Source organism: Acinetobacter sp. LMB-5, from assembly GCF_001541635.1.
Lineage (GTDB): Bacteria > Pseudomonadota > Gammaproteobacteria > Pseudomonadales > Moraxellaceae > Acinetobacter > Acinetobacter pittii.
In genome coordinates, this window is the sequence record NZ_LRDR01000004.1 from 237,143 (window position 1) to 256,160 (window position 19,018).

Here is a 19,018-nt window from a genome sequence, read left to right on the forward strand (position 1 = left end):
TTGATGTCGAGCTTCCATTTTTTATATTGGTTATTTTATTTGCGCGTGAATAGTCCAGACCAAGTCACCTAAATGTTGCTCATGACTATCTTGAGAAGCTTGTCCAAAGAAAATTTGTGGTTGTTCCACGCTAACTTGATCGAACTCTGTATCTTTAAAAAAGTCTTCAACTTCTTTGGGACTTTTGAAGTGAAAACTAAACGAGCTTCGAGACATTAATTTCAATAATTTACTACTATTCCAGATGATGCTGGCAAGTTTGTTTTTAACTGGTTCAGGGTAGAGATCAGTTAAATAATGAAAATTTTTAAAAGAAGCGCCATAGTGAGCAATCGATTGAATCAGCTGTTTTAATAAATCTTTATCAAAATAATTAATTAAACCTTCACTAATCACAACCAGTGGGCGGTTCGGGTCAAATACTTCAAATGCTTGTGCAAAAGCTTCGGTAAATAAATCAACTGATAAAACTTCAGGTGCATTGTTTTCAATTTGCTGTAACGCATTTTGTTTGGTTTGTGCCATATCGGGCAAATCAAGCTCCCGATAGGTAATAGAAGGGTAATGTTGTCTAAACCACCAGCCACGTGGCGACAAGCCACATGCTATTTCTAAAACTTGTAAATCAGGGTTTTCTTGAATGAGTTGTTCTAAATGATGATCAAGCATGGTGTGGCGTTGTTTGAGCGTCGTACGCATGCTACCGCCGACATATTTCTCTGCCCATGATTCTATCGGATGAACCAAATATGCCAGTGATTTGCCTTTGGTTGTGGCAAATACTTCGTGTGAGATCCCCATTTGATACCAGATGTAGCCTGTATAGTGGGCTGTAAAAGAGATGTGGCGGTGTTTTGAAAGTTGTTGTGTCATTCGTCCTGAACTCGGTTTATTGTTTTTGTGTGATCTTCATTATTTATAAAAATGAAGAATTTTTACTGCATTGATGTTGAATGAACCTGCATGACGGAGTCCTGTCAATTAGGTTAGCATTTTGGGATGAACTTTCAGTTGGAGTTACTTTTCTTTCGGGAAAAGTAACTCCAACTGAGGTCCGAATAGCAAAGATTAATTATCTTTGCCGTACCGTAAAACGAAAGCTATGCTTGAGTAAATGCTACGCACTTCGTTTGTCTTGCGCAATGCGAAAGCGCTAACGCTTTTGCATTGCTCAGGTTGCGTATGACTTAACCGCGTATCAGATAGTGAATAGGTTTTTGTAGCCAATTAAAATTTTTACTAACTTAAAACGAATTTTTAAACTCTTCAATGGCTGTTTTGACAGCTTGCCACTCATTTCCAAGCGATAAAGTTTCACCGATCTGAGTTTGTGGAATTTGGCCACGCATGCGTTCTAAACGCTGTTGATTTGGCAGTGCTAAGTTTGTAATACCTTCGAGCGCTGTACAGGCTGCACTACGGTCATTACATACCAGCCCCATGTCACACCCAGCCGCTAGAGCAGCCTGAATACGAGCATCTGCGCCACCTGCTACACATGCAGCCTGCATGCTTAAGTCATCAGAGAAAAGTACACCATCAAACTTCAAACGCTTGCGTAGAACTTCTTGAATCCAGAAAGGTGAAAAACCTGCTGGATTTGGATCAACTTGATCATAAATCACATGTGCAGGCATGAGTGCATCTAGCTGAGGCATAAGCTTAATGAAGCTTTGCATATCATGGTTGTAAATTTCGTCATAGCTACGACTGTCGATTGCAGCAGCAACATGAGAGTCAGCTTTTACTGAACCGTGACCCGGGAAGTGCTTGCCTGTATTTGCCATGCCGGCTTTTTTCATACCTTGCATAAATGCGCCTGCAAGTGGGGCAATATCTTCAATATTTTTAGAGAAGCCACGGTCGCCAATCACGTCACTAATTGCATTAAGATCTAAAACTGGTGCAAAGCTAAAATCGATGCCGACTGCAAGAACTTCTGTTGCCATTAACCAACCGCACTGTTCAGCCAGCTCAAGTGCTTTTTGAGGTTGAGTTAAATATAAATCCCCAAAACGGCCCATGGCTGGTAATAAGGTAAAACCTGATCTTAGGCGTTGAACTCGGCCACCTTCTTGGTCAACAGCAATCAAAATATCTGGGCGAATTTGACGCATATGGTCGGTTAAAGCACGTACTTGTTGTGGAGATTCAATATTTCGTGCAAATAAAATCATGCCACCGACTTGCGGAGCGCGTAATAGTTCAATATCTTCTTGAGTAAGTTCTGTGCCGGCGATGTCCAGCATCAATGCGCCAATCATATTGGTTCCATTTGAATTTTGATTGAAAAACAATAAGCGAATTTTGCAATGTTTTGCTACATTTTGTCAGTACAGAATATGATAAAACTACACGGTATAAACAATTTAGTTGGTTAAGATTTTGAATCTGCTTAGTTCATATCGAAAACAGAGCGTGTAAGATAGGAACACCCAAGGAAGTATTAAAAATTTATGAAACTTCAAACTATAGCTTGTGCAGTAGCGATCGCGACTGGCGGTTTATTCTTCTCTCATACGATGAATGAAGCGAGAGCGGCAACCAATACTGCTGCGGTTTCTCAATCAATCCAGCCAACGCAAGAACAGGCTTTGGTGGCTCGCCAACTGGCAACTTTAGTTGATCGTCAACATTATTTAAATATGCGTCTGGATGCGACCACATCAAATCGTATTCTGGATATGTATTTAGATAGCCTTGATCCAGATCACTCATTATTTCTAGATTCTGAAGTTCAAAATTATAAAAAACTATATGGTTCAAATTTTGGTGCTTCATTAAAAGCGGGGAATTTAACTGGACCGTTTGCAATTCATCAGCAATATCGTGAACGCTTAAAACAATTTTATGAGTTCATGTTAGCTGAGTTAAAACAACAGCAAAATTTAAAGCAGCCTAATAGTTATATTGAAGTTGATCGTGAAAAAGCGCCGTATTTTAAAACGACTGCTGAGCAACAAAATCACTGGCGTAAAATGCTGGTTTCTCAGTTAATTAATTTAACGATTAGCCGTGAAGAAGAGCAGGCGAAACAAAAAGCGCTTAAAGAAAATCCTTCACTTGCTGATGGTCAGGACTTAACTGGCCCAGAAGATTTAACGCCAGCTCAAACGTTAACTAAACGTTATACGCGTCAGCTTGAAAGAATTAGTCGTGTGAAAAGCGATGACGTCTTGGACAAAACATTAAATGCAATGTTGGCGACCTATGATCCACATAGTAACTATTACCCGCCAATTGATGCGATCGAACTGAATCGCCAAACTACCTTGCAACTTGAAGGTATTGGTGTGTCGATTCGTCCAGAACGTGGCAACGAAGATTACACCAAGATTGAAACCATTGTAGAGGGTGGTCCTGCAAGTAAGTCTGGCCAAGTGAAATCAGGAGATCGAATCATTGGTGTCGCCCAAGAAGGCGAGAAAATGGTTGATGTAATCGGTTGGACAAGTTCTGAAATTGTTGGGCTTATTCGTGGTAAACGCGGAACAAAAGTCACATTAAAACTTCTTGGTGCTGGTGCATCAATGAGTCAGGCACGTAATGTGACTTTAGTACGTGATGTTATTCAAGAAGAAGATGCTGGTGTTCGTTCGCGCACAGTTGAAGTGACACGTGATGGCAAAAAGCATGTGTTGGGCGTAATTGAAATTCCATCATTCTATTTTGACTATCGTTCACGTCGTGCGGGTCAACAATACCGTTCAGTTTCTGAAGATACTGCAAATGCTTTCGAAGCACTAAAAGCGAAGAAAGTAGAAGGTATTATTATTGACTTACGTAATGACCCAGGTGGCTCATTAGAAGAAGTTGCACGTATGTTGGGGCAGGTGATTAAGTCTGGCCCGGTAGTACAAATTCGTGATGGCAATGGCAACGTAAGCGTGTTTGAAGATAACGATGGCGGCCAGCAAATCTATACAGGCCCACTCGCGGTATTGGTGAACTTGGCATCTGCATCGGCAAGTGAGATTTACTCTGCTGCAATTCAAGATTATGAGCGCGGTATTATTATTGGTAGTACAACCACTGGTAAGGGTACAGCTCAGGTACAACTTGATACTCTTGCATATGGTCAAGCGACTTTAACTCAGCGTAAGTTCTATCGTATTACTGGTGGTAGCACACAAAATAAAGGTGTAGTGCCAGACATTAAACTCGTCGATATCTATAACGAAGAGTTTGGTGAGCGTAAATCGAAGAATGCGTTGAAGTGGGACACAATTCCTACTGCACCATTTAAACGTGAAGGTTCTGTTCAGCCTTATGTGACAAAGTTGTCCCAATTCTCTGAACAACGTGTTGGCAATGACGCTCAGTTTAAATATCTAAATAAACGTACTGCGATTGCTAAGGTGACGAGTGATCAAAAACAAGTAGTACTTGATATTGATAAGCGCCGTGCTGAATTACTTGGCTTAGAGAAACAAACTTTAGATGCAGAAAATGAACGCCGTGCTGCAACGGGTCAAAAGCCTTTTGCAAACTGGGAAAGCTATCAAGCTTCATTAGATGCTCTAGCTGAATCTCGCGCTAAAATGAAAGCATCGCAACGTCCAGCGTTACCAGAAGAAGAAACTTTTGTGACTGAAGCTGCTAATGTACTCATGGATTATGCAAAATTGCAAAATCGCTAAGAGTTACTAGAATTTAAGAAAAAGCATGCTGTCATCAGTGTGCTTTTTTTATTTTTCATGTCAGTAAACTGTCATGCATTTATCATCAAAATGTCAAAAAAACTGCTTAATCTTTAAGCATGAAAATAAATACATTGATGGATGGCGCTATGCAAAGTTCATATGCGACAGCACTATTAAAACAACAGCAACTTCCTGAAAGCTTCCAATTCTTTTTTAAACAAAAGCAGCAGCTATCTAATGCACATTCATTGCATGATTTGGTGCGTCCACGTTTAAAAATTGCGATTGTAACGGAAACTTGGCCACCCGAAATCAATGGTGTGGCACTATCATTATTACAGTTATGTCAAGGTTTACAAAAACAGGGGCATAAGATTTTACTGATTCGCCCCGAGCAAAAAGCGAAATGTCATGACTTTATGCCAGAGCAAGAATGTCTGGTGATGTCGCAGGCGATTCCAAAATATCCAACTTTACAATTTGGTTGGCCACAATATTTAAAAGTATCGAAAGCTTTTGAAAAGTTTGTGCCAGATGTTGTGCACATCGTGACTGAAGGGCCGTTAGGTTTAACCGCCATGCAGGCTGCTAAGGCAAAAGCTATTCCTGTTTCGAGCGGCTTTCATTCGCCATTTCAAGACTTTAGTCGTTTCTTCGATTTGGCTTTTTTAGTCAAACCGATTCAAAAATACCTGTGCTGGTTTCACAATAACACTCAAGTGACCTGTGTGCCGAGTAAAGATACTCAAGAAGCATTACGCGGTTTTGGTATTACTTGTCCACTGGTTGTCGTTGGGCGTGGCGTAGATACGACCAGATTTTCACCGAAGCATCGCTCTGAAAATTTGCGAAAACAATGGGATGCTGATGAGAATACTCGCGTTATGCTTTATGTGGGGCGTTTGTCTCCCGAAAAAGAAGTGCAAGTAATTATTGAAAGTTATGCGAACCTACAAACCATTCAGCCAAATAAAACTAAATTGGTTATTGTAGGAGATGGCCCAGATTTTGCTCGTTTAAAGTCACTACCTGAAGCGAAGGGTGTTATCTTTACCGGAAGTCTGAGAGGTCAAGATTTGGCGGCTGCCTATGCGAGTGCAGATGTATTCGTATTTGCGAGTCAAGTTGAAACGTTTGGTAACGTAGTTTTAGAGGCAATGGCAAGCGGTTTACCAGTTATAGCGTATGATTATGCATGTGCACATCAATACTTAACACATGGTGTGAATGGCTGGTTAAGCCCACTTGGACAAAAAAACCACTTTATACAACAAATTTATCAGCTTCCTTCAGTACAACAACTTAGAGAAATGGGCGTACAAGCCTGTCATAAAGTACAGCAAAGCGGTTGGCAACTTCCGGTTCAGCAATTGGAGCAGGCATTTTATCAGGTAGTGAAGGAGCCCTCGTTGGACTTCACCTAAGTATCCTAAGATAGGAGAATGACCATGAAATTTAAGAATGCAAAAATAAAAATACTCGATTTAGATTTGAGAGGCTGTTTATATCTGAATAATTTCTCTCACTCACAGCGTGTTGCCCTTTTTTTCAAAATTATCAGTCGTGTTGGAGATGGTCCATTTTGGTATCTAATGTTGGCAATCGTGTGGGGTATGCAAGGCATTAACTATAGCTTGCAAATCATCTACTTGTTATTAGGTGGTTCTGTTGGCACAGCAATCTATAAATTTTTAAAACACAAAACAACGCGACCACGTCCTTATCAGGTGCATCAGGTAATTGTACTTGGTGAAAGACCGCTTGATCACTTTAGTTTTCCATCAGGTCACACGCTTCATGCGGTCATGGTGACAATTGTATTGGGTTACATCCAGCCAGTTTTGCTTGCTGCCATGTTCCCATTTATGGTGCTTGTCGCTTTGTCTCGGATGGTACTGGGCCTTCATTATCCAAGTGATGTGATTGTTGGTGCGCTAATTGGTGCAGCGGTCGCGGCTACGATTATTTTTGTGGCGCCATTATTGAACATCGCTTTATAAGTATCGGTAATTTTTATCAGCTTAAGCTATCGATTAAGTTTGTGGATTTGCTAAAGTACACAGTTCGTGATTTAGCAGATTAAACAGATAGGAGCCGCTATGGGCTTACGTTGGACAGATACGATTGATATTGCCATTGAATTGTCAGAAGCACATCCAGAAGTTGATCCGCAATGGATCCGTTTTACCGATTTACATGCATGGGTGTGCGCATTGCCAGACTTCAGTGATGACCCAAATAAATCGACAGAAGGATTGCTAGAAGGTATTCAGATGGCCTGGATAGACGAAGTTCGCTAAAAACAGTAGAAAAAATCGCAACTTTTACACATTCAAAGCTGATTATTGCCTATGACATCGGTATAATGCGGCAAATTTTTTAAAGTTTAAATCTTAAAATAAAGGAGCCACTCATGGCTATTGAACGTACTTTGTCTATCGTAAAACCTGATGCAGTGTCTAAAAACCACATCGGTGAAATTTTTGCTCGTTTTGAAAAAGCGGGTTTAAAAATTGTTGCGACTAAAATGAAACACCTTTCTCAAGCTGATGCTGAAGGTTTCTATGCTGAGCATAAAGAACGTGGTTTCTTTGGTGACTTAGTTGCATTCATGACTTCTGGTCCAGTTGTAGTATCTGTTCTTGAAGGCGAAAATGCAGTTCTTGCACACCGTGAAATCTTAGGCGCTACAAACCCTAAAGAAGCTGCTCCTGGTACGATCCGTGCTGACTTTGCTGTAAGCATCGACGAAAACGCTGCTCACGGTTCTGACTCAGTTGCTTCTGCAGAGCGTGAAATTGCTTACTTCTTTGCTGACAACGAGATCTGCCCACGCACTCGTTAATCGAAAGCATTCAAACCAGATAAGTGGTATACTACTTATCTGGTTTTTTTATTCTCTTAAGAGAATATTGTTTGATTCTTGAACAATATCTTCAGTTTTTTGACATGGTTTAGGTAAATACACATGAGTTCTGCAGTGGTCGTTTCATCTGAAAATCTTGATGGACAGCAGCAATCTTCGTCCACGCCGGTAATCCCTGCTGCCGAAAATAAAGTGAATTTACTCGGCATGTCTCGTCCTGAGTTAGAAAAATTCTTTGAAGATATTGGTGAGAAGAAGTTTCGTGCCGGACAGGTCATGAAATGGATACATCAATACTTTGTTACTGACTTTGCTGAAATGACCAATATTTCAGGCAAACTACGTGCGAAGCTTGAACAGATTTGTGAAATTAAAGCACCTGAAGTGGTTCACCGTCATTATTCAAAAGATGGTACACGTAAGTGGGTGTTTCGCGTAGGTGAGGGTGCAGGTTCTTTAGTTGAAACTGTATTAATTCCTGCCGAAGATAAAACTGGGTTACGTAAAACGCTTTGTATTTCCTCTCAAGTGGGCTGCGCATTAGACTGCTCATTTTGTTCAACAGGTAAACAAGGTTTCCAACGTGATTTAACGCCAGATGAAATTATTGGGCAACTCTGGATGGCAAACTATTCTTATATGGAAGAAGTGCCTGTTGCCGAGCGCGAACGTTCAGTGACCAATGTGGTTATGATGGGCATGGGTGAGCCATTGCTCAACTATGATGCTGTATTAAGCTCAATGCAGATTATGCTTGATGACTTTGCTTATGGTATGTCAAAACGTCGTGTGACTTTATCGACATCAGGTGTTGTACCAAAAATTGATCAACTTGCAAAAGATATTGATGTGGCTTTAGCCATTTCTTTACATGCGCCAAATGATGAATTACGTAACGAATTAGTACCTATTAATAAAAAATATCCATTGGCTCAATTAATTGCAGCATGTCAGCGTTATATTGCCAAAGATGGTAATGAAAGTACGCGTAAACATGTGACGATTGAATATGTGATGTTAGAAGGCGTGAATGATCAGCCTGAACATGCACAGCAAATGATTAAATTATTAAAAAATTTACCAAGTAAAATTAACTTGATTCCGTTTAACCCGTTCCCGCATGCGCCATATGGTCGCTCAAGCCGAAATCGTATTATCTCGTTCCAAAAAACTTTGTCTGATGCGGGATTTGTGTGTACGATTCGTCAAACGCGTGGTGATGATATTGACGCTGCATGTGGGCAGTTAGTGGGTCAAGTGGCTGACAGAACCCGTCGTGCTGAGCAGTGGCAGAAAAAAGTCACACAGCGACAAGAGATTTTGCGTACACAAGGATAAATTGAGGGCAGGCTTTGAGTATTCCAAAGTTAAAAACGGTCTTATGTATGGGGATTGCAGTTGCATTTCTGGCAGGTGGTTGCCAGACAACGCATACGCAAAAAAAAGACCCAGAGAAAGCGGTAAAGGTGCGTACACAACTTGCTGCTGAACATATCCGTTCGGGTGACTTGGACTCAGCAAAACGAGCTCTTGATCAAGCTTTAAGTGTAGATAGCCGCGATGCTACTGCAAATATGATGATGGGTATTTTGCTACAGCAAGAAGGTAGCAAACCCAATTTAGAAAAAGCAGAACATTATTTTAAACGAGCAATTTCATCTGAACCAGATAATGCTCAAGCACATAATAATTATGGTACTTATTTATATCAAATGGAGCGTTATAATGATGCGGTTGAGCAATTTCGTATTGCTGGCGCAACATTAGGTTATGACCAACGCTATCAGGCATTAGAAAATCTGGGGCGTATTTATTTAAAATTGGGTGATGTTGCGAATGCTGAAAAAACATTCAAACAAGCACTCCTTGCTAACCGCGACTCTTATATTTCAATGTTAGAGTTAGCGGAAATTTTTTATTTGCAGCAGCAGATTCCGGCTGCTACACAAATGTATGAGCAATATGTTCGTACAGTGGGGCAGAAAAATCAGGGTGCAAGAGCACTTTGGATTGGTGTAAGAGTGGCTCGAGCCAATGCGGATAAAATGGGAATGCAAGTGTTAGTAAACCAGTTACGTGCTTTGTTCCCGGAAAGTCCAGAATATCAACGTTATTTGCAATTACAGTATAGTACTGAGGCCGTATGGAAATAAATCCTAATTCACAGCAGCCAACTGGCTCAAGCTTACCGACTTCTGCTTTAGGAAATATTCAACGTCCTGGTGAGTATTTACGTCAAATTCGAGTTGCTCAGAATAAAGAGTTAGGGCAAGTTTCTTCAGATTTAAATATGCCGGTTAAGACCTTGACCGCTTTAGAGCAAGATGACTATAAATCATTGCCGGAAGCGACTTTCATTAAGGGTTATTACCGTTCATATGCAAAATATTTGAATACGGACGCGACGGCAATTATTCAGCGTTTCGATGAGATTTATGCAAATGATACTGGGCTGTTACCAAATCATGCCTTAAATAATTCGCCAATTAAAATCATGGGTAAACTCCCGGGTTCTAATAGTGATCGTAATAAGAAATGGTTAAAGCGCGCACTTCTTGCTGTTGTAATTCTTGCTGTTGTGTCATTGCTTGTTATGGGTGTCCAAAAATGGACTTCAAAGAAAGAAGATGCTGATTTACCTAAAGTAAATCAATCGAATGTTGAAGTTTTACCTATGCAAGGGGCTACAACCTCAACCGTGGGTGACCAATTGGTGTTAAACTTTAACCGACCAACTTCTGTTCATATTGTTGATGCAACAGGTAAAGTTTTGGCGACAGGTCGCCAGTCATCAACTTTAAACTTAACTGGTGAGTCTCCATTCCAGATTCGTCTTGATGATGCAACGGCTGTGTCATTAAGTCTAAACCAAGAACAGATTTCATTGTCTCCATATACGGTAAACGGTAAAGCAGAATTCCGTTTATCCCGCTAATACCATGAGTTGAGCGATACAATGATAGAGAACCCAATTAAACGTCGACCAACACGTAAAATCCGTGTTGGTTCGGTTTATGTCGGTGGCGATGCACCTATTAGTGTGCAAAGTATGACAAATACCGAAACTTGCGATGTCGATGCAACTGTTGCTCAAATTGAGCGTTGCGTTGATGCAGGTGCTGATATTATGCGTGTTTCGGTCCCATCTATGGAGGCTGCTGAGGCATTTGGTGCGATCCGTAAACGTGTTTCAGTTCCATTGGTGGCTGATATTCACTTTGACCATAGAATTGCTCTGGCAGTTGCAGACTATGGTGCAGACTGTTTACGTATTAACCCAGGTAATATTGGCTCAGACCAGAAAGTGCGTGAAGTCGTTGCTGCGGCGCGTCATCATGGCATTTCTATGCGTATTGGGGTCAATGCGGGTTCTTTAGAAAAAGATTTACAAAAGAAATATGGCGAGCCTACAGGTGAGGCGCTGCTTGAATCAGCACTACGTCATATTGATATTTTAGATCGTCTCAACTTCCATGAATTTAAAGTCAGCGTAAAAGCCTCAAATGTGTTTTTAACCATGGATGCTTATCGTTTACTTTCAAAGCAAATTGATAACCCATTACATCTTGGTGTGACTGAAGCTGGTATTTACCGTACAGGTACTGTGAAGTCAGCGATTGCTCTTGGTGGATTGTTGATGGAAGGTATTGGCGATACGATGCGTATTTCGCTTGCCGCCGAACCGGAAGATGAAATCAAGATTGGTTTTGATATCTTAAAATCACTTGGGCTTCGCTCTAACGGGATTAACTTTATTGCTTGCCCAAGTTGCTCTCGCCAAGAATTTAATGTTATTCAGGTAATGCAAGCATTGGAAGAGCGTTTAGAAGATATTCGTACTCCAATGGATGTGTCGGTAATTGGTTGTAAAGTAAACGGCCCAGGTGAAGCAAAAGAAGCTGACATCGGGGTTGTTGGGGCTGCGCCTCGCTCATTGGTTTATCGTAATGGTGAAAAAAGCCATTTAATCGATACCGATCAATTGGTTGATGAAATCGAAACTATGGTTCGTCAACGTGTCCAAGAGCTTGAAGAAGCTAAATCTAAAGAAATTATTCGTAGTTCATCATGAGTTCAATCGTCGCAATCAAAGGTTTTAATGACATCTTGCCAACGCAAACAGTAGCGTGGAGACGTCTCGAGCAACATTTAGCATCTTTAATGGATGCTTATGGATATCAACAAATTCGTTTGCCGATCGTTGAACAAACGGGTTTGTTTAAACGTGCTATTGGTGATGCTACCGATATTGTTGAAAAAGAAATGTATACCTTTTTTGACAAAGGCAATCCACCAGAGTCATTAACTTTACGCCCGGAAGGTACAGCAGGTTGTGTTCGTGCATTGGTTGAACATAATTTGTTGCGCGGTGCTACGCCACGTGTGTGGTATATGGGACCTATGTTCCGTTATGAGAAGCCACAAAAAGGACGTTACCGCCAGTTCCACCAGTTTGGCGTGGAAACTTTCGGTGTTGCGACTCCTGATATTGATGCTGAATTGATTATGTTGACCGCTCGTTTATGGAAACGTATGGGCGTTGCTGATAAGGTTCAGCTTGAGTTAAATACTTTGGGCGAAACTGATGAGCGTACAGAGTATCGTAATGCTTTAGTTGCGTTTTTAAACGAGCATAAAGATGCGTTGGATGAAGACTCACAGCGTCGTTTAACAACGAATCCATTACGTATTTTGGATTCTAAAATTGAATCTACTCAGAAAATTTTAGAAAATGCACCGAAATTACATGACTTCTTGAAAGAAGAAAGCTTGGATCATTTTAAGCAGTTACAAGATTATTTGACTGCTGCTGGCATCCAATTTGTCATTAATCAAAAATTGGTGCGTGGTCTAGACTATTACAACAAAACCGTTTTTGAATGGACAACAACTGCACTTGGTTCGCAAGGTACTGTATGTGCTGGCGGTCGCTACGACGGTTTAGTTGGTCAGCTAAAAGGTAAGGCCGATCAATCTGTACCTGCTGTTGGTTTTGCGATGGGTATGGAGCGTTTATTGCTTCTACTTGAGCAGGTTGAACAGGCTCAAGTTATACGTGATTGTGAAGTCTTCTTGGTTGCAGAACCTGCTTATCAAACTAAAGCTTTGATTTTAGCGGAGCAATTGCGTGACCAGTTAGAAGCTGCAAATAGCAGTATTCGAATCAAAACAGGTTCACAAGGCAGTATGAAGAGTCAGATGAAAAAAGCTGATCAGGCTGGGGCTGTTTACGCCATGATTTTAGGTGAGCGTGAATGGGAAGCACAGCAGCTTGCTATCAAAGAGTTAGCAACAGCTGAGCAGTCACAAGTTGCGCTGGCTGAGCTTGTACCATTCTTAATCGAAAAATTTACAAAATAAACTGAAACATCTGGAAAAGGACAATCACATGAGTGTAAGTGATGAAGAACAATTCGACAGCTTAAAGTCGTTCGCCAAAAAATATGGTTCTGCCATGATTAGCGGGATTCTCATTGCATTGATTGCCTTTTTTGGGTGGGAATATTGGCAAAAAAGAAATCTTGCGAGCAGCCAGACAGAAACTGCAAAAGTACAGCAGTTAATGGATGAGGCAAATGCAAGTGCTGATAATCCTAATGCTTTAACTTCGGTCACTGCATCGGCAGATAAAATCGTAAAAGATGATATCGATTCTGTTCAGGCGATACAGACTCAGTTTGTATTAGCAAAATTAGCCTATGAAAAACAAGACTATGCTGCTGCTGAAAAAGCATTGAAGAAAGTCGAAAATTCAAAAGTAAAAGATGAAGGTTTGATTCAGGTTGTAAAATTGCGTTTAGCAGATGCACAATTGGCGCAAAACAAATATGATGAAGCACTAAAAACCTTGTCTGGTAACGTCGATCCTGCATTTAAAGCAACAGTAGAAGAGTTACGTGGTGATATCTTTGTTGCCAAGAAAGATATTGATTCTGCTAAAAAAGCGTATCAGGCAGCATGGGATTCGTTACTGGAACGTAAACAAGAACGACAAATTTTACAAATTAAACTCGAAAGTGTTGGCGTTTTAGTTGAAGATCCACAGATTGAGCGCCCAATTTTGGAAACACAGGTGGAAGAGTCTTAATGAATCAGAAATTCAAACTGCCTTTGGCAATTGCAATCGCATCAGCTGTACTGGTGGGATGTTCTAGCAACAAAGTAAAAGAAGCAAAACCAAATCCACTACCGAAATTGACTGAGTCGAAAAAGACTCTAGTACCCGTGTTTTCGCGCAGTGTTTCTTCTACTGATAAGGCAGATCCGTTACGTTTGCAGCTTGATGCAAGTGAGGGCGTGGTCTTTACGCTTGACCCAAAAGGTGAAGTCGCTGCATATCGTGGTAAGCAACGTCTTTGGGAGAAAAAAGTCAGCAAATTAGGCTTGAGCTCTGGTGTTGAAGCTGCTGAAGGAATTGTTGTTGTTGGTAATAGTAAAGGTCAACTTTTTGCTTTAGATCAGGCAACAGGTGAACAAAAGTGGACTGCGCAGTTATCTGGTGCACTATTAAGTCCTTCTTTAGTTCAGTCTGGACGCGTTATTACCATTGCAAACGACGGTACTGTATTTGCGCATGATGCTGGTTCAGGCCAACAAGTTTGGGCTTATAAATTACCAAATGTCCAATTTAGTTTACGTGGTCAGGCCTCACCGGTGAGTCTTGACCCGCGTACTGTATTAATCGCATCTGCGAATGCGTATGTTTATGCAATTGATACGATTAGTGGTATTCCACGGTTCCAACGCCGTGTTGCAGTAAGTGAAGGCCGTTCTGATATTCAACGTTTGATTGATATCGATGGTGATCCTACTGTTGCTGGACAGTTTATGGTAACGACTAGTTTCCAAGGGCAAGTGACTGTAACTGATCTAGCTTCGCAACGTGTAGTTTGGAGTGAAGACTCAAGCAGCACGAAGCGTCCAGAAGTTTATGACAATAAAGTATTTGTTTCATCAACTGATGGTAAGTTAACTGCTTATGATTTAACGACAGGCGAACAAGTTTGGCAAAATGATAGTTTATTAAACCGTCATTTAAGTAACCCTGTTGTGTTGGGATCGGATCTTATTGTTGGTGATTTAGATGGCGTATTACATCTTGTTGATCCTGCAACAGGTAAGTTGATTGGTCGTTCAAAAACAAGTGGTGAGGTCAATACATTACGTGTTCTTGAGAACCAACTTTACGTTTCGACCAGAAAAGGCGATTTAAGTATTTGGCAGAATCGTTAATTTCGTTTGCTTGTGCTAAAATAGCCGCTTAACAAATTACGCTGTTAAAAAATATCGGGGTGTTTGAATTAAATCAGTTCAAAGCCCCGTCTTTTATTATGGTCATATCTGACCTTAAAATATATCTCCTGTATTGTTTCTAATGCTCATGCCATGAGATATGGCTGGTCTTGAATTAAGGTTATTGTATGAAACCCGTTATTGCGCTCATTGGTCGTCCGAATGTCGGAAAATCAACGTTATTTAACCAGATTACCAAGAGTCGTGATGCACTTGTAGCCGACTTCGCGGGTCTGACTCGTGACCGTAAATATGGTGATGCGACTTATCAAAATAAGTCTTTCATTGTTGTTGATACTGGTGGTATCGGTGAGAGCGAAGGCGGTATTGATAACTACATGGCCGAGCAGTCAAAAACAGCGATCAACGAAGCAGATATTATTATTTTTGTGGTTGATGCTCGTGCTGGGTTGTTAGCTTCTGATGAGCAAATTGCTCGTGAACTACGTACTTTAGGTAAGAAAATTTATCTTGTTGCGAACAAGGTAGATGGTGTTCATGCCGAAGCAGCTTTGGTTGAATTCTACAAACTTGGTATGGGTGAACCATTACAAGTTGCCGCTAGCCATGGTCGTGGTGTACAGCAAATGCTGGAAGATGTACTTGCGGAAGTTCCAGAAGATGAAAATCCTGAAGAACATGACAAAGATACTGGCTTACGTTTAGCAATTATTGGTCGTCCTAACGTTGGTAAGTCAACACTGGTCAACCGTTTGCTTGGTGAAGACCGTGTAGTGGCATTTGACCAACCAGGTACAACTCGTGACTCGATTTACATTCCTTTTGAGCGTGAAGGCCGTAAATACACTTTAATTGATACAGCAGGTGTGCGTCGTAAAGGTAAGGTTGATGAAATGATTGAGAAGTTCTCAATTGTTAAAACTTTGCAAGCAATGAAAGATGCACATGTTGTCGTAGTTGTAGTCGATGCGCGTGAAGGTATTGTTGAGCAAGACTTGCATTTAATTGGCTATGCGCTTGAAGCTGGTCGTGCCATGGTTATTGCCATCAACAAATGGGATAACATGTCTGAATATGACCGCAAGCAATGTAAGCTTGATGTTGAGCGTCGTTTTGACTTTATTCCATGGGCAAAAATCCATTTAATTTCTGCTTTACATGGAACTGGGGTAGGTGATTTATATCCTTCTATCCACCGTGCTTATGAGTCTGCGAACTTAAAAGTATCACCAGCTAAATTGACTCAAATTTTGAGTGATGCGACAGAAGCTCATCAACCGCCAATGATTAGCGGTCGTCGTATTAAAATGCGTTATGCGCATATGGGTGGACAGAACCCACCAACTATTGTGATCCACGGTAATAAGGTTGATAAGACACCTGCTGATTATCGTCGTTACTTGGAAAACGTATTCCGTAAAGTATATAAACTTGAAGGTACGCCAGTTCGTATTGACTTTAAAACTTCTGAAAACCCGTTTGAAGGTCGTAAAAGTCAGGTTGATGAACGTACTGCTGCACGTCGCCGTCGTTATATTCAGAAATTTAAGAAAGCAGAGAAAAAATTTAACCGTTAAGTTTTTTACTGTTCAAAAACCCAAAGTTTTCTTTGGGTTTTTTTTGCAAATAAATGAGCTACTCCGAAGAGTTATGAAAAAGTGTGAGTGATAAACGTAATTTTTTGTAAATTTTATAACGAATGCTATAATCAGCATCTTTATAAAATAATTTATATTTCGACAGAATAACGCGGCTTAGGGTTCATTTTTTAGCATGGTAACATTACATCTTGCTCAGCTTATATTTACACATGCTCAGCCTTCCTATGCGGCTCTCGACTGCATCCCAGCTATGCAGCGTAGACGTTTATCACCATTGGCTAAACTTGCTTTAAATAGTGCGATCGGTGCATTAGAAAGTAATAAGGCTGATTATATTGTTTGGGTATCAAAATATGGTGATGAGGCAAAAACGTTAAATATCTTGCAAGACGTTTTAAATGATCAAACTCCATCGCCAACACAATTTTCAACATCTGTTCATAATGCAATTTCTGGTCTCTACTCGATTTTATGTCAGGATGATACTCCCTCTACCAGCTTAAGCTGTTCATGGACTGAAGGTTTGATTGAGGCTTATGCACTTTTAAAGTCAATGCCTGAGATTAAGCGGGTCTTAGTCGTCGCTTATGATGAGCCATTACCTAATATTTATGCTGAGGCAATCAATTTTCCTGCCTATGCGATGGCTACTGTTGTTACTTTAGAGCAACCTAATTTACAAATTACTGCGTGGACGCATATAGATGAAGCAGATGCTCCTGCTTTTGCTCATTTTTGGCAGGATGCTGACCAGTTAACATCTGCATTTGGGTGGAACAAATGCTAAATCTTAAAAATCTCAAGCAAAAAAGTAATTATTGCTGGCGTGTGGCTGCTACTGGCTTTAGCTTTGCCAGTTTTGGGCTGGGTGGTATGGCAATTGCCTCAGTGATTGCACCCGTACTCAATGCAACTACTTCTGATCCGCAAAAGCGACAGCAACGTGCGCAAAATGTGATTAAACATAGTTTCAAAGGCTTTACCGACATGATGGTCAAACTCGGCATCATGACTTATTCGGTAGAGGGGCTGGAAAAACTACAAAATAGTCGCCAAGAGCTGGTGATTGCCAATCATCCGACTTTGATTGATGTTGTAGTACTAATTGGTATGATGCAGCAGGCTAATTGTGTCGTGAAGCAGTCTCTTTGGTCGAACCCATTTACCAAAGGACCCGTACAAAGCGCAGGTTATATTTTAAATGCAGGTTCTCAGCAGTTTGTTGAAGACTGTGTAAAGCGTCTAAAAGAAAATAATGCGGCTTCTCTTTTAATTTTTCCGGAAGGAACGCGCACTGAAAAAGGGATGACCCTAAACGAGTTTCAGCGAGGCGCAGCCAATATTGCCATTCGTGCAAATGTACCAATTCGCCCAGTAATTATTACTTGTACACCATCAACTTTAACCAAGAATGAAAAATGGTACCACGTACCATCTCAACCATTTCATATCGAGGTCAAGGTATTAGATGCTGTGCAAGTATCAGATCTGTTAGATGATTTAACAGTAGGACCTAAACAAGTTCGTCAGTTAAGTCGTAGTTTTTATAAAATTTTTGATGAAGAGTTATCTTGAAATGAGCAATCTTGCTGATGAACTAAAGCAAATGATTATTGATGTTCTAGCACTAGAAGATATTACTATTGCCGATATTGATACAGAAGCTCCATTATTTGGAGAAGGTTTAGGATTAGACTCGATTGATGCACTTGAGTTGGGACTGGCTTTGAAAAAGCGTTACAACATTCATTTAAATGCAGAATCAGATGAAACCAAACAGCATTTTAAGTCAATCCAGAGCTTGGTTGCTTTAGTTGAAGCACAACAGAAGTCATAAGGAGCATGATGATGTTATCTCAAGAGCAAGTACTAACTAAACTCCGCGAATGGATGGAAGATTTGTTTGAAATTGAACCGGAGACTGTTCAACTCGATTCGAACCTTTATTCTGATCTTGATGTAGACAGTATTGATGCGGTCGATTTAGTTGTAAAAATTAAAGAGTTAACAGGCAAGCAAGTAAAGCCTGAAGACTTTAAAAATGTGAGAACCGTACTTGATGTGGTGACGGTTATTCAGAATATGACTGCTGAATGAAGTTTATTCTTAAAGGGATAATAACGGCACTTTTTGTGCTGTATCCCTTTATTGTGGGCTGGAGTTTGACTCACGGCCAATTTGTCTGGGTGAGTGCTTTACTCATCGGGTTGGGTGTCGTCAGACTTTTTAGCAAAGGCAACTCGTTATTATGGCCATTAACGGGTTTTGCCATCGTTTGCGGTAGCCTGAGTTTATTGTCACATGACCATGCTTGGCTAAAGCTATATCCAGTGGGTATGAGTTTAGGTGCATTAATTATTTTTGCGCTGACGCTCATTAAGCCGCCGTCTATGATTGAGCGCTTTGCCCGACTTGTTGAACCTGATTTACCTGCTTCCGGCGTACAGTGGACCAGACAGGTCACTAAAGTTTGGTGTGTTTTCTTTTTTTGTAATGCACTAATTGCTTTAAGCACTGTGCTTTTTACCTCAACTCAGGTTTGGGTCATTTATAATGGCTTTATTTCTTATGTGCTGATGGGCATTTTTTTCCTTGGTGAATTTATTTTGCGTAAGCGACATCAGCGTTTACATTCTTCAAATCATTAATTAAAA

At 40.6% G+C, this 19,018-nt stretch carries 20 protein-coding genes; 18 read left to right on the plus strand and 2 right to left on the minus strand.

The window, feature by feature from the left end; translation table 11 throughout:
* Positions 1 to 30 precede the first annotated feature (30 nt).
* Positions 31 to 873 (minus strand): class I SAM-dependent methyltransferase, encoded by an 843-nt coding sequence (locus AW165_RS06330; RefSeq protein WP_060465264.1) that lies wholly within the window; start codon positions 871 to 873, stop codon positions 31 to 33.
* A 371-nt stretch (positions 874 to 1,244) separates the two neighbouring features.
* Positions 1,245 to 2,264, minus strand: coding sequence for a beta-N-acetylhexosaminidase (nagZ, locus tag AW165_RS06335; protein WP_060465265.1), 1,020 nt, complete (start codon positions 2,262 to 2,264; stop codon positions 1,245 to 1,247).
* A gap of 192 nt (positions 2,265 to 2,456) precedes the next feature.
* On the opposite strand from nagZ, the gene AW165_RS06340 reads away from it, so the two are divergent.
* From AW165_RS06340 to AW165_RS06425, 18 genes are all read left to right on the plus strand, one after another.
* Positions 2,457 to 4,640 carry a carboxy terminal-processing peptidase gene (locus AW165_RS06340; protein WP_017385731.1) on the plus strand — a complete coding sequence of 728 codons (2,184 nt, stop codon included), beginning with the start codon at positions 2,457 to 2,459 and terminating at the stop codon, positions 4,638 to 4,640.
* 137 nt (positions 4,641 to 4,777) lie between these two features.
* On the plus strand, positions 4,778 to 6,067 hold the full coding sequence (locus AW165_RS06345; protein WP_081410560.1) for a glycosyltransferase family 4 protein: 1,290 nt from the start codon (positions 4,778 to 4,780) through the stop codon (positions 6,065 to 6,067).
* A 24-nt stretch (positions 6,068 to 6,091) separates the two neighbouring features.
* On the plus strand, positions 6,092 to 6,643 hold the full coding sequence (locus AW165_RS06350; protein ID WP_005066176.1) for a phosphatase PAP2 family protein: 552 nt from the start codon (positions 6,092 to 6,094) through the stop codon (positions 6,641 to 6,643).
* Between the two features lie 99 nt (positions 6,644 to 6,742).
* Positions 6,743 to 6,943: a Fe-S cluster assembly protein IscX gene (gene iscX / locus AW165_RS06355; protein WP_004698764.1), complete on the plus strand. Its 201-nt coding sequence runs from the start codon at positions 6,743 to 6,745 to the stop codon at positions 6,941 to 6,943.
* 113 nt (positions 6,944 to 7,056) lie between these two features.
* Positions 7,057 to 7,488: a nucleoside-diphosphate kinase gene (gene ndk / locus AW165_RS06360; protein ID WP_000963851.1), complete on the plus strand. Its 432-nt coding sequence runs from the start codon at positions 7,057 to 7,059 to the stop codon at positions 7,486 to 7,488.
* A gap of 123 nt (positions 7,489 to 7,611) precedes the next feature.
* Positions 7,612 to 8,847 (plus strand): 23S rRNA (adenine(2503)-C(2))-methyltransferase RlmN, encoded by a 1,236-nt coding sequence (gene rlmN, locus AW165_RS06365; protein ID WP_002115097.1) that lies wholly within the window; start codon positions 7,612 to 7,614, stop codon positions 8,845 to 8,847.
* Positions 8,848 to 8,861: 14 nt separating this feature from the next.
* Positions 8,862 to 9,662, plus strand: coding sequence for a type IV pilus biogenesis/stability protein PilW (pilW, locus tag AW165_RS06370; protein WP_212823832.1), 801 nt, complete (start codon positions 8,862 to 8,864; stop codon positions 9,660 to 9,662).
* Complete coding sequence (locus tag AW165_RS06375) at positions 9,653 to 10,444, plus strand: helix-turn-helix domain-containing protein (protein ID WP_002114935.1); 792 nt, start codon at positions 9,653 to 9,655, stop codon at positions 10,442 to 10,444. Before pilW ends, AW165_RS06375 begins: the two co-directional genes overlap by 10 nt.
* A 21-nt stretch (positions 10,445 to 10,465) precedes the next feature.
* On the plus strand, positions 10,466 to 11,581 hold the full coding sequence (gene ispG, locus AW165_RS06380) for a flavodoxin-dependent (E)-4-hydroxy-3-methylbut-2-enyl-diphosphate synthase (RefSeq protein ID WP_002115078.1): 1,116 nt from the start codon (positions 10,466 to 10,468) through the stop codon (positions 11,579 to 11,581).
* Positions 11,578 to 12,870 carry a histidine--tRNA ligase gene (gene hisS, locus AW165_RS06385; RefSeq protein WP_017385736.1) on the plus strand — a complete coding sequence of 431 codons (1,293 nt, stop codon included), beginning with the start codon at positions 11,578 to 11,580 and terminating at the stop codon, positions 12,868 to 12,870. Before ispG ends, hisS begins: the two co-directional genes overlap by 4 nt.
* Before the next feature lie 28 nt (positions 12,871 to 12,898).
* Positions 12,899 to 13,597: a YfgM family protein gene (locus AW165_RS06390; protein ID WP_017398816.1), complete on the plus strand. Its 699-nt coding sequence runs from the start codon at positions 12,899 to 12,901 to the stop codon at positions 13,595 to 13,597.
* Positions 13,597 to 14,742 carry an outer membrane protein assembly factor BamB gene (gene bamB / locus AW165_RS06395; protein ID WP_060465266.1) on the plus strand — a complete coding sequence of 382 codons (1,146 nt, stop codon included), beginning with the start codon at positions 13,597 to 13,599 and terminating at the stop codon, positions 14,740 to 14,742. Before AW165_RS06390 ends, bamB begins: the two co-directional genes overlap by 1 nt.
* Before the next feature lie 188 nt (positions 14,743 to 14,930).
* Positions 14,931 to 16,340 carry a ribosome biogenesis GTPase Der gene (der, locus tag AW165_RS06400; RefSeq protein ID WP_005066184.1) on the plus strand — a complete coding sequence of 470 codons (1,410 nt, stop codon included), beginning with the start codon at positions 14,931 to 14,933 and terminating at the stop codon, positions 16,338 to 16,340.
* Positions 16,341 to 16,536: 196 nt separating this feature from the next.
* Positions 16,537 to 17,151, plus strand: coding sequence for a beta-ketoacyl synthase chain length factor (locus tag AW165_RS06405; RefSeq protein WP_060465267.1), 615 nt, complete (start codon positions 16,537 to 16,539; stop codon positions 17,149 to 17,151).
* Positions 17,136 to 17,939, plus strand: coding sequence for a lysophospholipid acyltransferase family protein (locus AW165_RS06410; RefSeq protein WP_014208347.1), 804 nt, complete (start codon positions 17,136 to 17,138; stop codon positions 17,937 to 17,939). The genes AW165_RS06405 and AW165_RS06410 overlap by 16 nt, the downstream gene beginning before the upstream one ends.
* Before the next feature lies 1 nt (position 17,940).
* Positions 17,941 to 18,201 (plus strand): phosphopantetheine-binding protein, encoded by a 261-nt coding sequence (locus tag AW165_RS06415; protein ID WP_000067033.1) that lies wholly within the window; start codon positions 17,941 to 17,943, stop codon positions 18,199 to 18,201.
* A 5-nt stretch (positions 18,202 to 18,206) separates the two neighbouring features.
* Entirely contained in the window at positions 18,207 to 18,461 is a 255-nt protein-coding gene (locus AW165_RS06420) for an acyl carrier protein (protein WP_001987856.1), read from the plus strand.
* Positions 18,458 to 19,012 carry a septation protein IspZ gene (locus AW165_RS06425; RefSeq protein ID WP_060465268.1) on the plus strand — a complete coding sequence of 185 codons (555 nt, stop codon included), beginning with the start codon at positions 18,458 to 18,460 and terminating at the stop codon, positions 19,010 to 19,012. The genes AW165_RS06420 and AW165_RS06425 overlap by 4 nt, the downstream gene beginning before the upstream one ends.
* Positions 19,013 to 19,018: the final 6 nt, after the last annotated feature.

Coding starts and splice junctions, on each gene's coding strand:
- AW165_RS06330 (WP_060465264.1), bottom strand. CDS start 873: ATGACACAACAACTTTCAAAACACCGCCACATCTCTTTTACAGCCCAC.
- nagZ (WP_060465265.1), bottom strand. CDS start 2,264: ATGATTGGCGCATTGATGCTGGACATCGCCGGCACAGAACTTACTCAA.
- AW165_RS06340 (WP_017385731.1), top strand. CDS start 2,457: ATGAAACTTCAAACTATAGCTTGTGCAGTAGCGATCGCGACTGGCGGT.
- AW165_RS06345 (WP_081410560.1), top strand. CDS start 4,778: ATGGATGGCGCTATGCAAAGTTCATATGCGACAGCACTATTAAAACAA.
- AW165_RS06350 (WP_005066176.1), top strand. CDS start 6,092: ATGAAATTTAAGAATGCAAAAATAAAAATACTCGATTTAGATTTGAGA.
- iscX (WP_004698764.1), top strand. CDS start 6,743: ATGGGCTTACGTTGGACAGATACGATTGATATTGCCATTGAATTGTCA.
- ndk (WP_000963851.1), top strand. CDS start 7,057: ATGGCTATTGAACGTACTTTGTCTATCGTAAAACCTGATGCAGTGTCT.
- rlmN (WP_002115097.1), top strand. CDS start 7,612: ATGAGTTCTGCAGTGGTCGTTTCATCTGAAAATCTTGATGGACAGCAG.
- AW165_RS06375 (WP_002114935.1), top strand. CDS start 9,653: ATGGAAATAAATCCTAATTCACAGCAGCCAACTGGCTCAAGCTTACCG.
- ispG (WP_002115078.1), top strand. CDS start 10,466: ATGATAGAGAACCCAATTAAACGTCGACCAACACGTAAAATCCGTGTT.
- hisS (WP_017385736.1), top strand. CDS start 11,578: ATGAGTTCAATCGTCGCAATCAAAGGTTTTAATGACATCTTGCCAACG.
- AW165_RS06390 (WP_017398816.1), top strand. CDS start 12,899: ATGAGTGTAAGTGATGAAGAACAATTCGACAGCTTAAAGTCGTTCGCC.
- bamB (WP_060465266.1), top strand. CDS start 13,597: ATGAATCAGAAATTCAAACTGCCTTTGGCAATTGCAATCGCATCAGCT.
- der (WP_005066184.1), top strand. CDS start 14,931: ATGAAACCCGTTATTGCGCTCATTGGTCGTCCGAATGTCGGAAAATCA.
- AW165_RS06405 (WP_060465267.1), top strand. CDS start 16,537: ATGGTAACATTACATCTTGCTCAGCTTATATTTACACATGCTCAGCCT.
- AW165_RS06415 (WP_000067033.1), top strand. CDS start 17,941: ATGAGCAATCTTGCTGATGAACTAAAGCAAATGATTATTGATGTTCTA.
- AW165_RS06420 (WP_001987856.1), top strand. CDS start 18,207: ATGATGATGTTATCTCAAGAGCAAGTACTAACTAAACTCCGCGAATGG.
- AW165_RS06425 (WP_060465268.1), top strand. CDS start 18,458: ATGAAGTTTATTCTTAAAGGGATAATAACGGCACTTTTTGTGCTGTAT.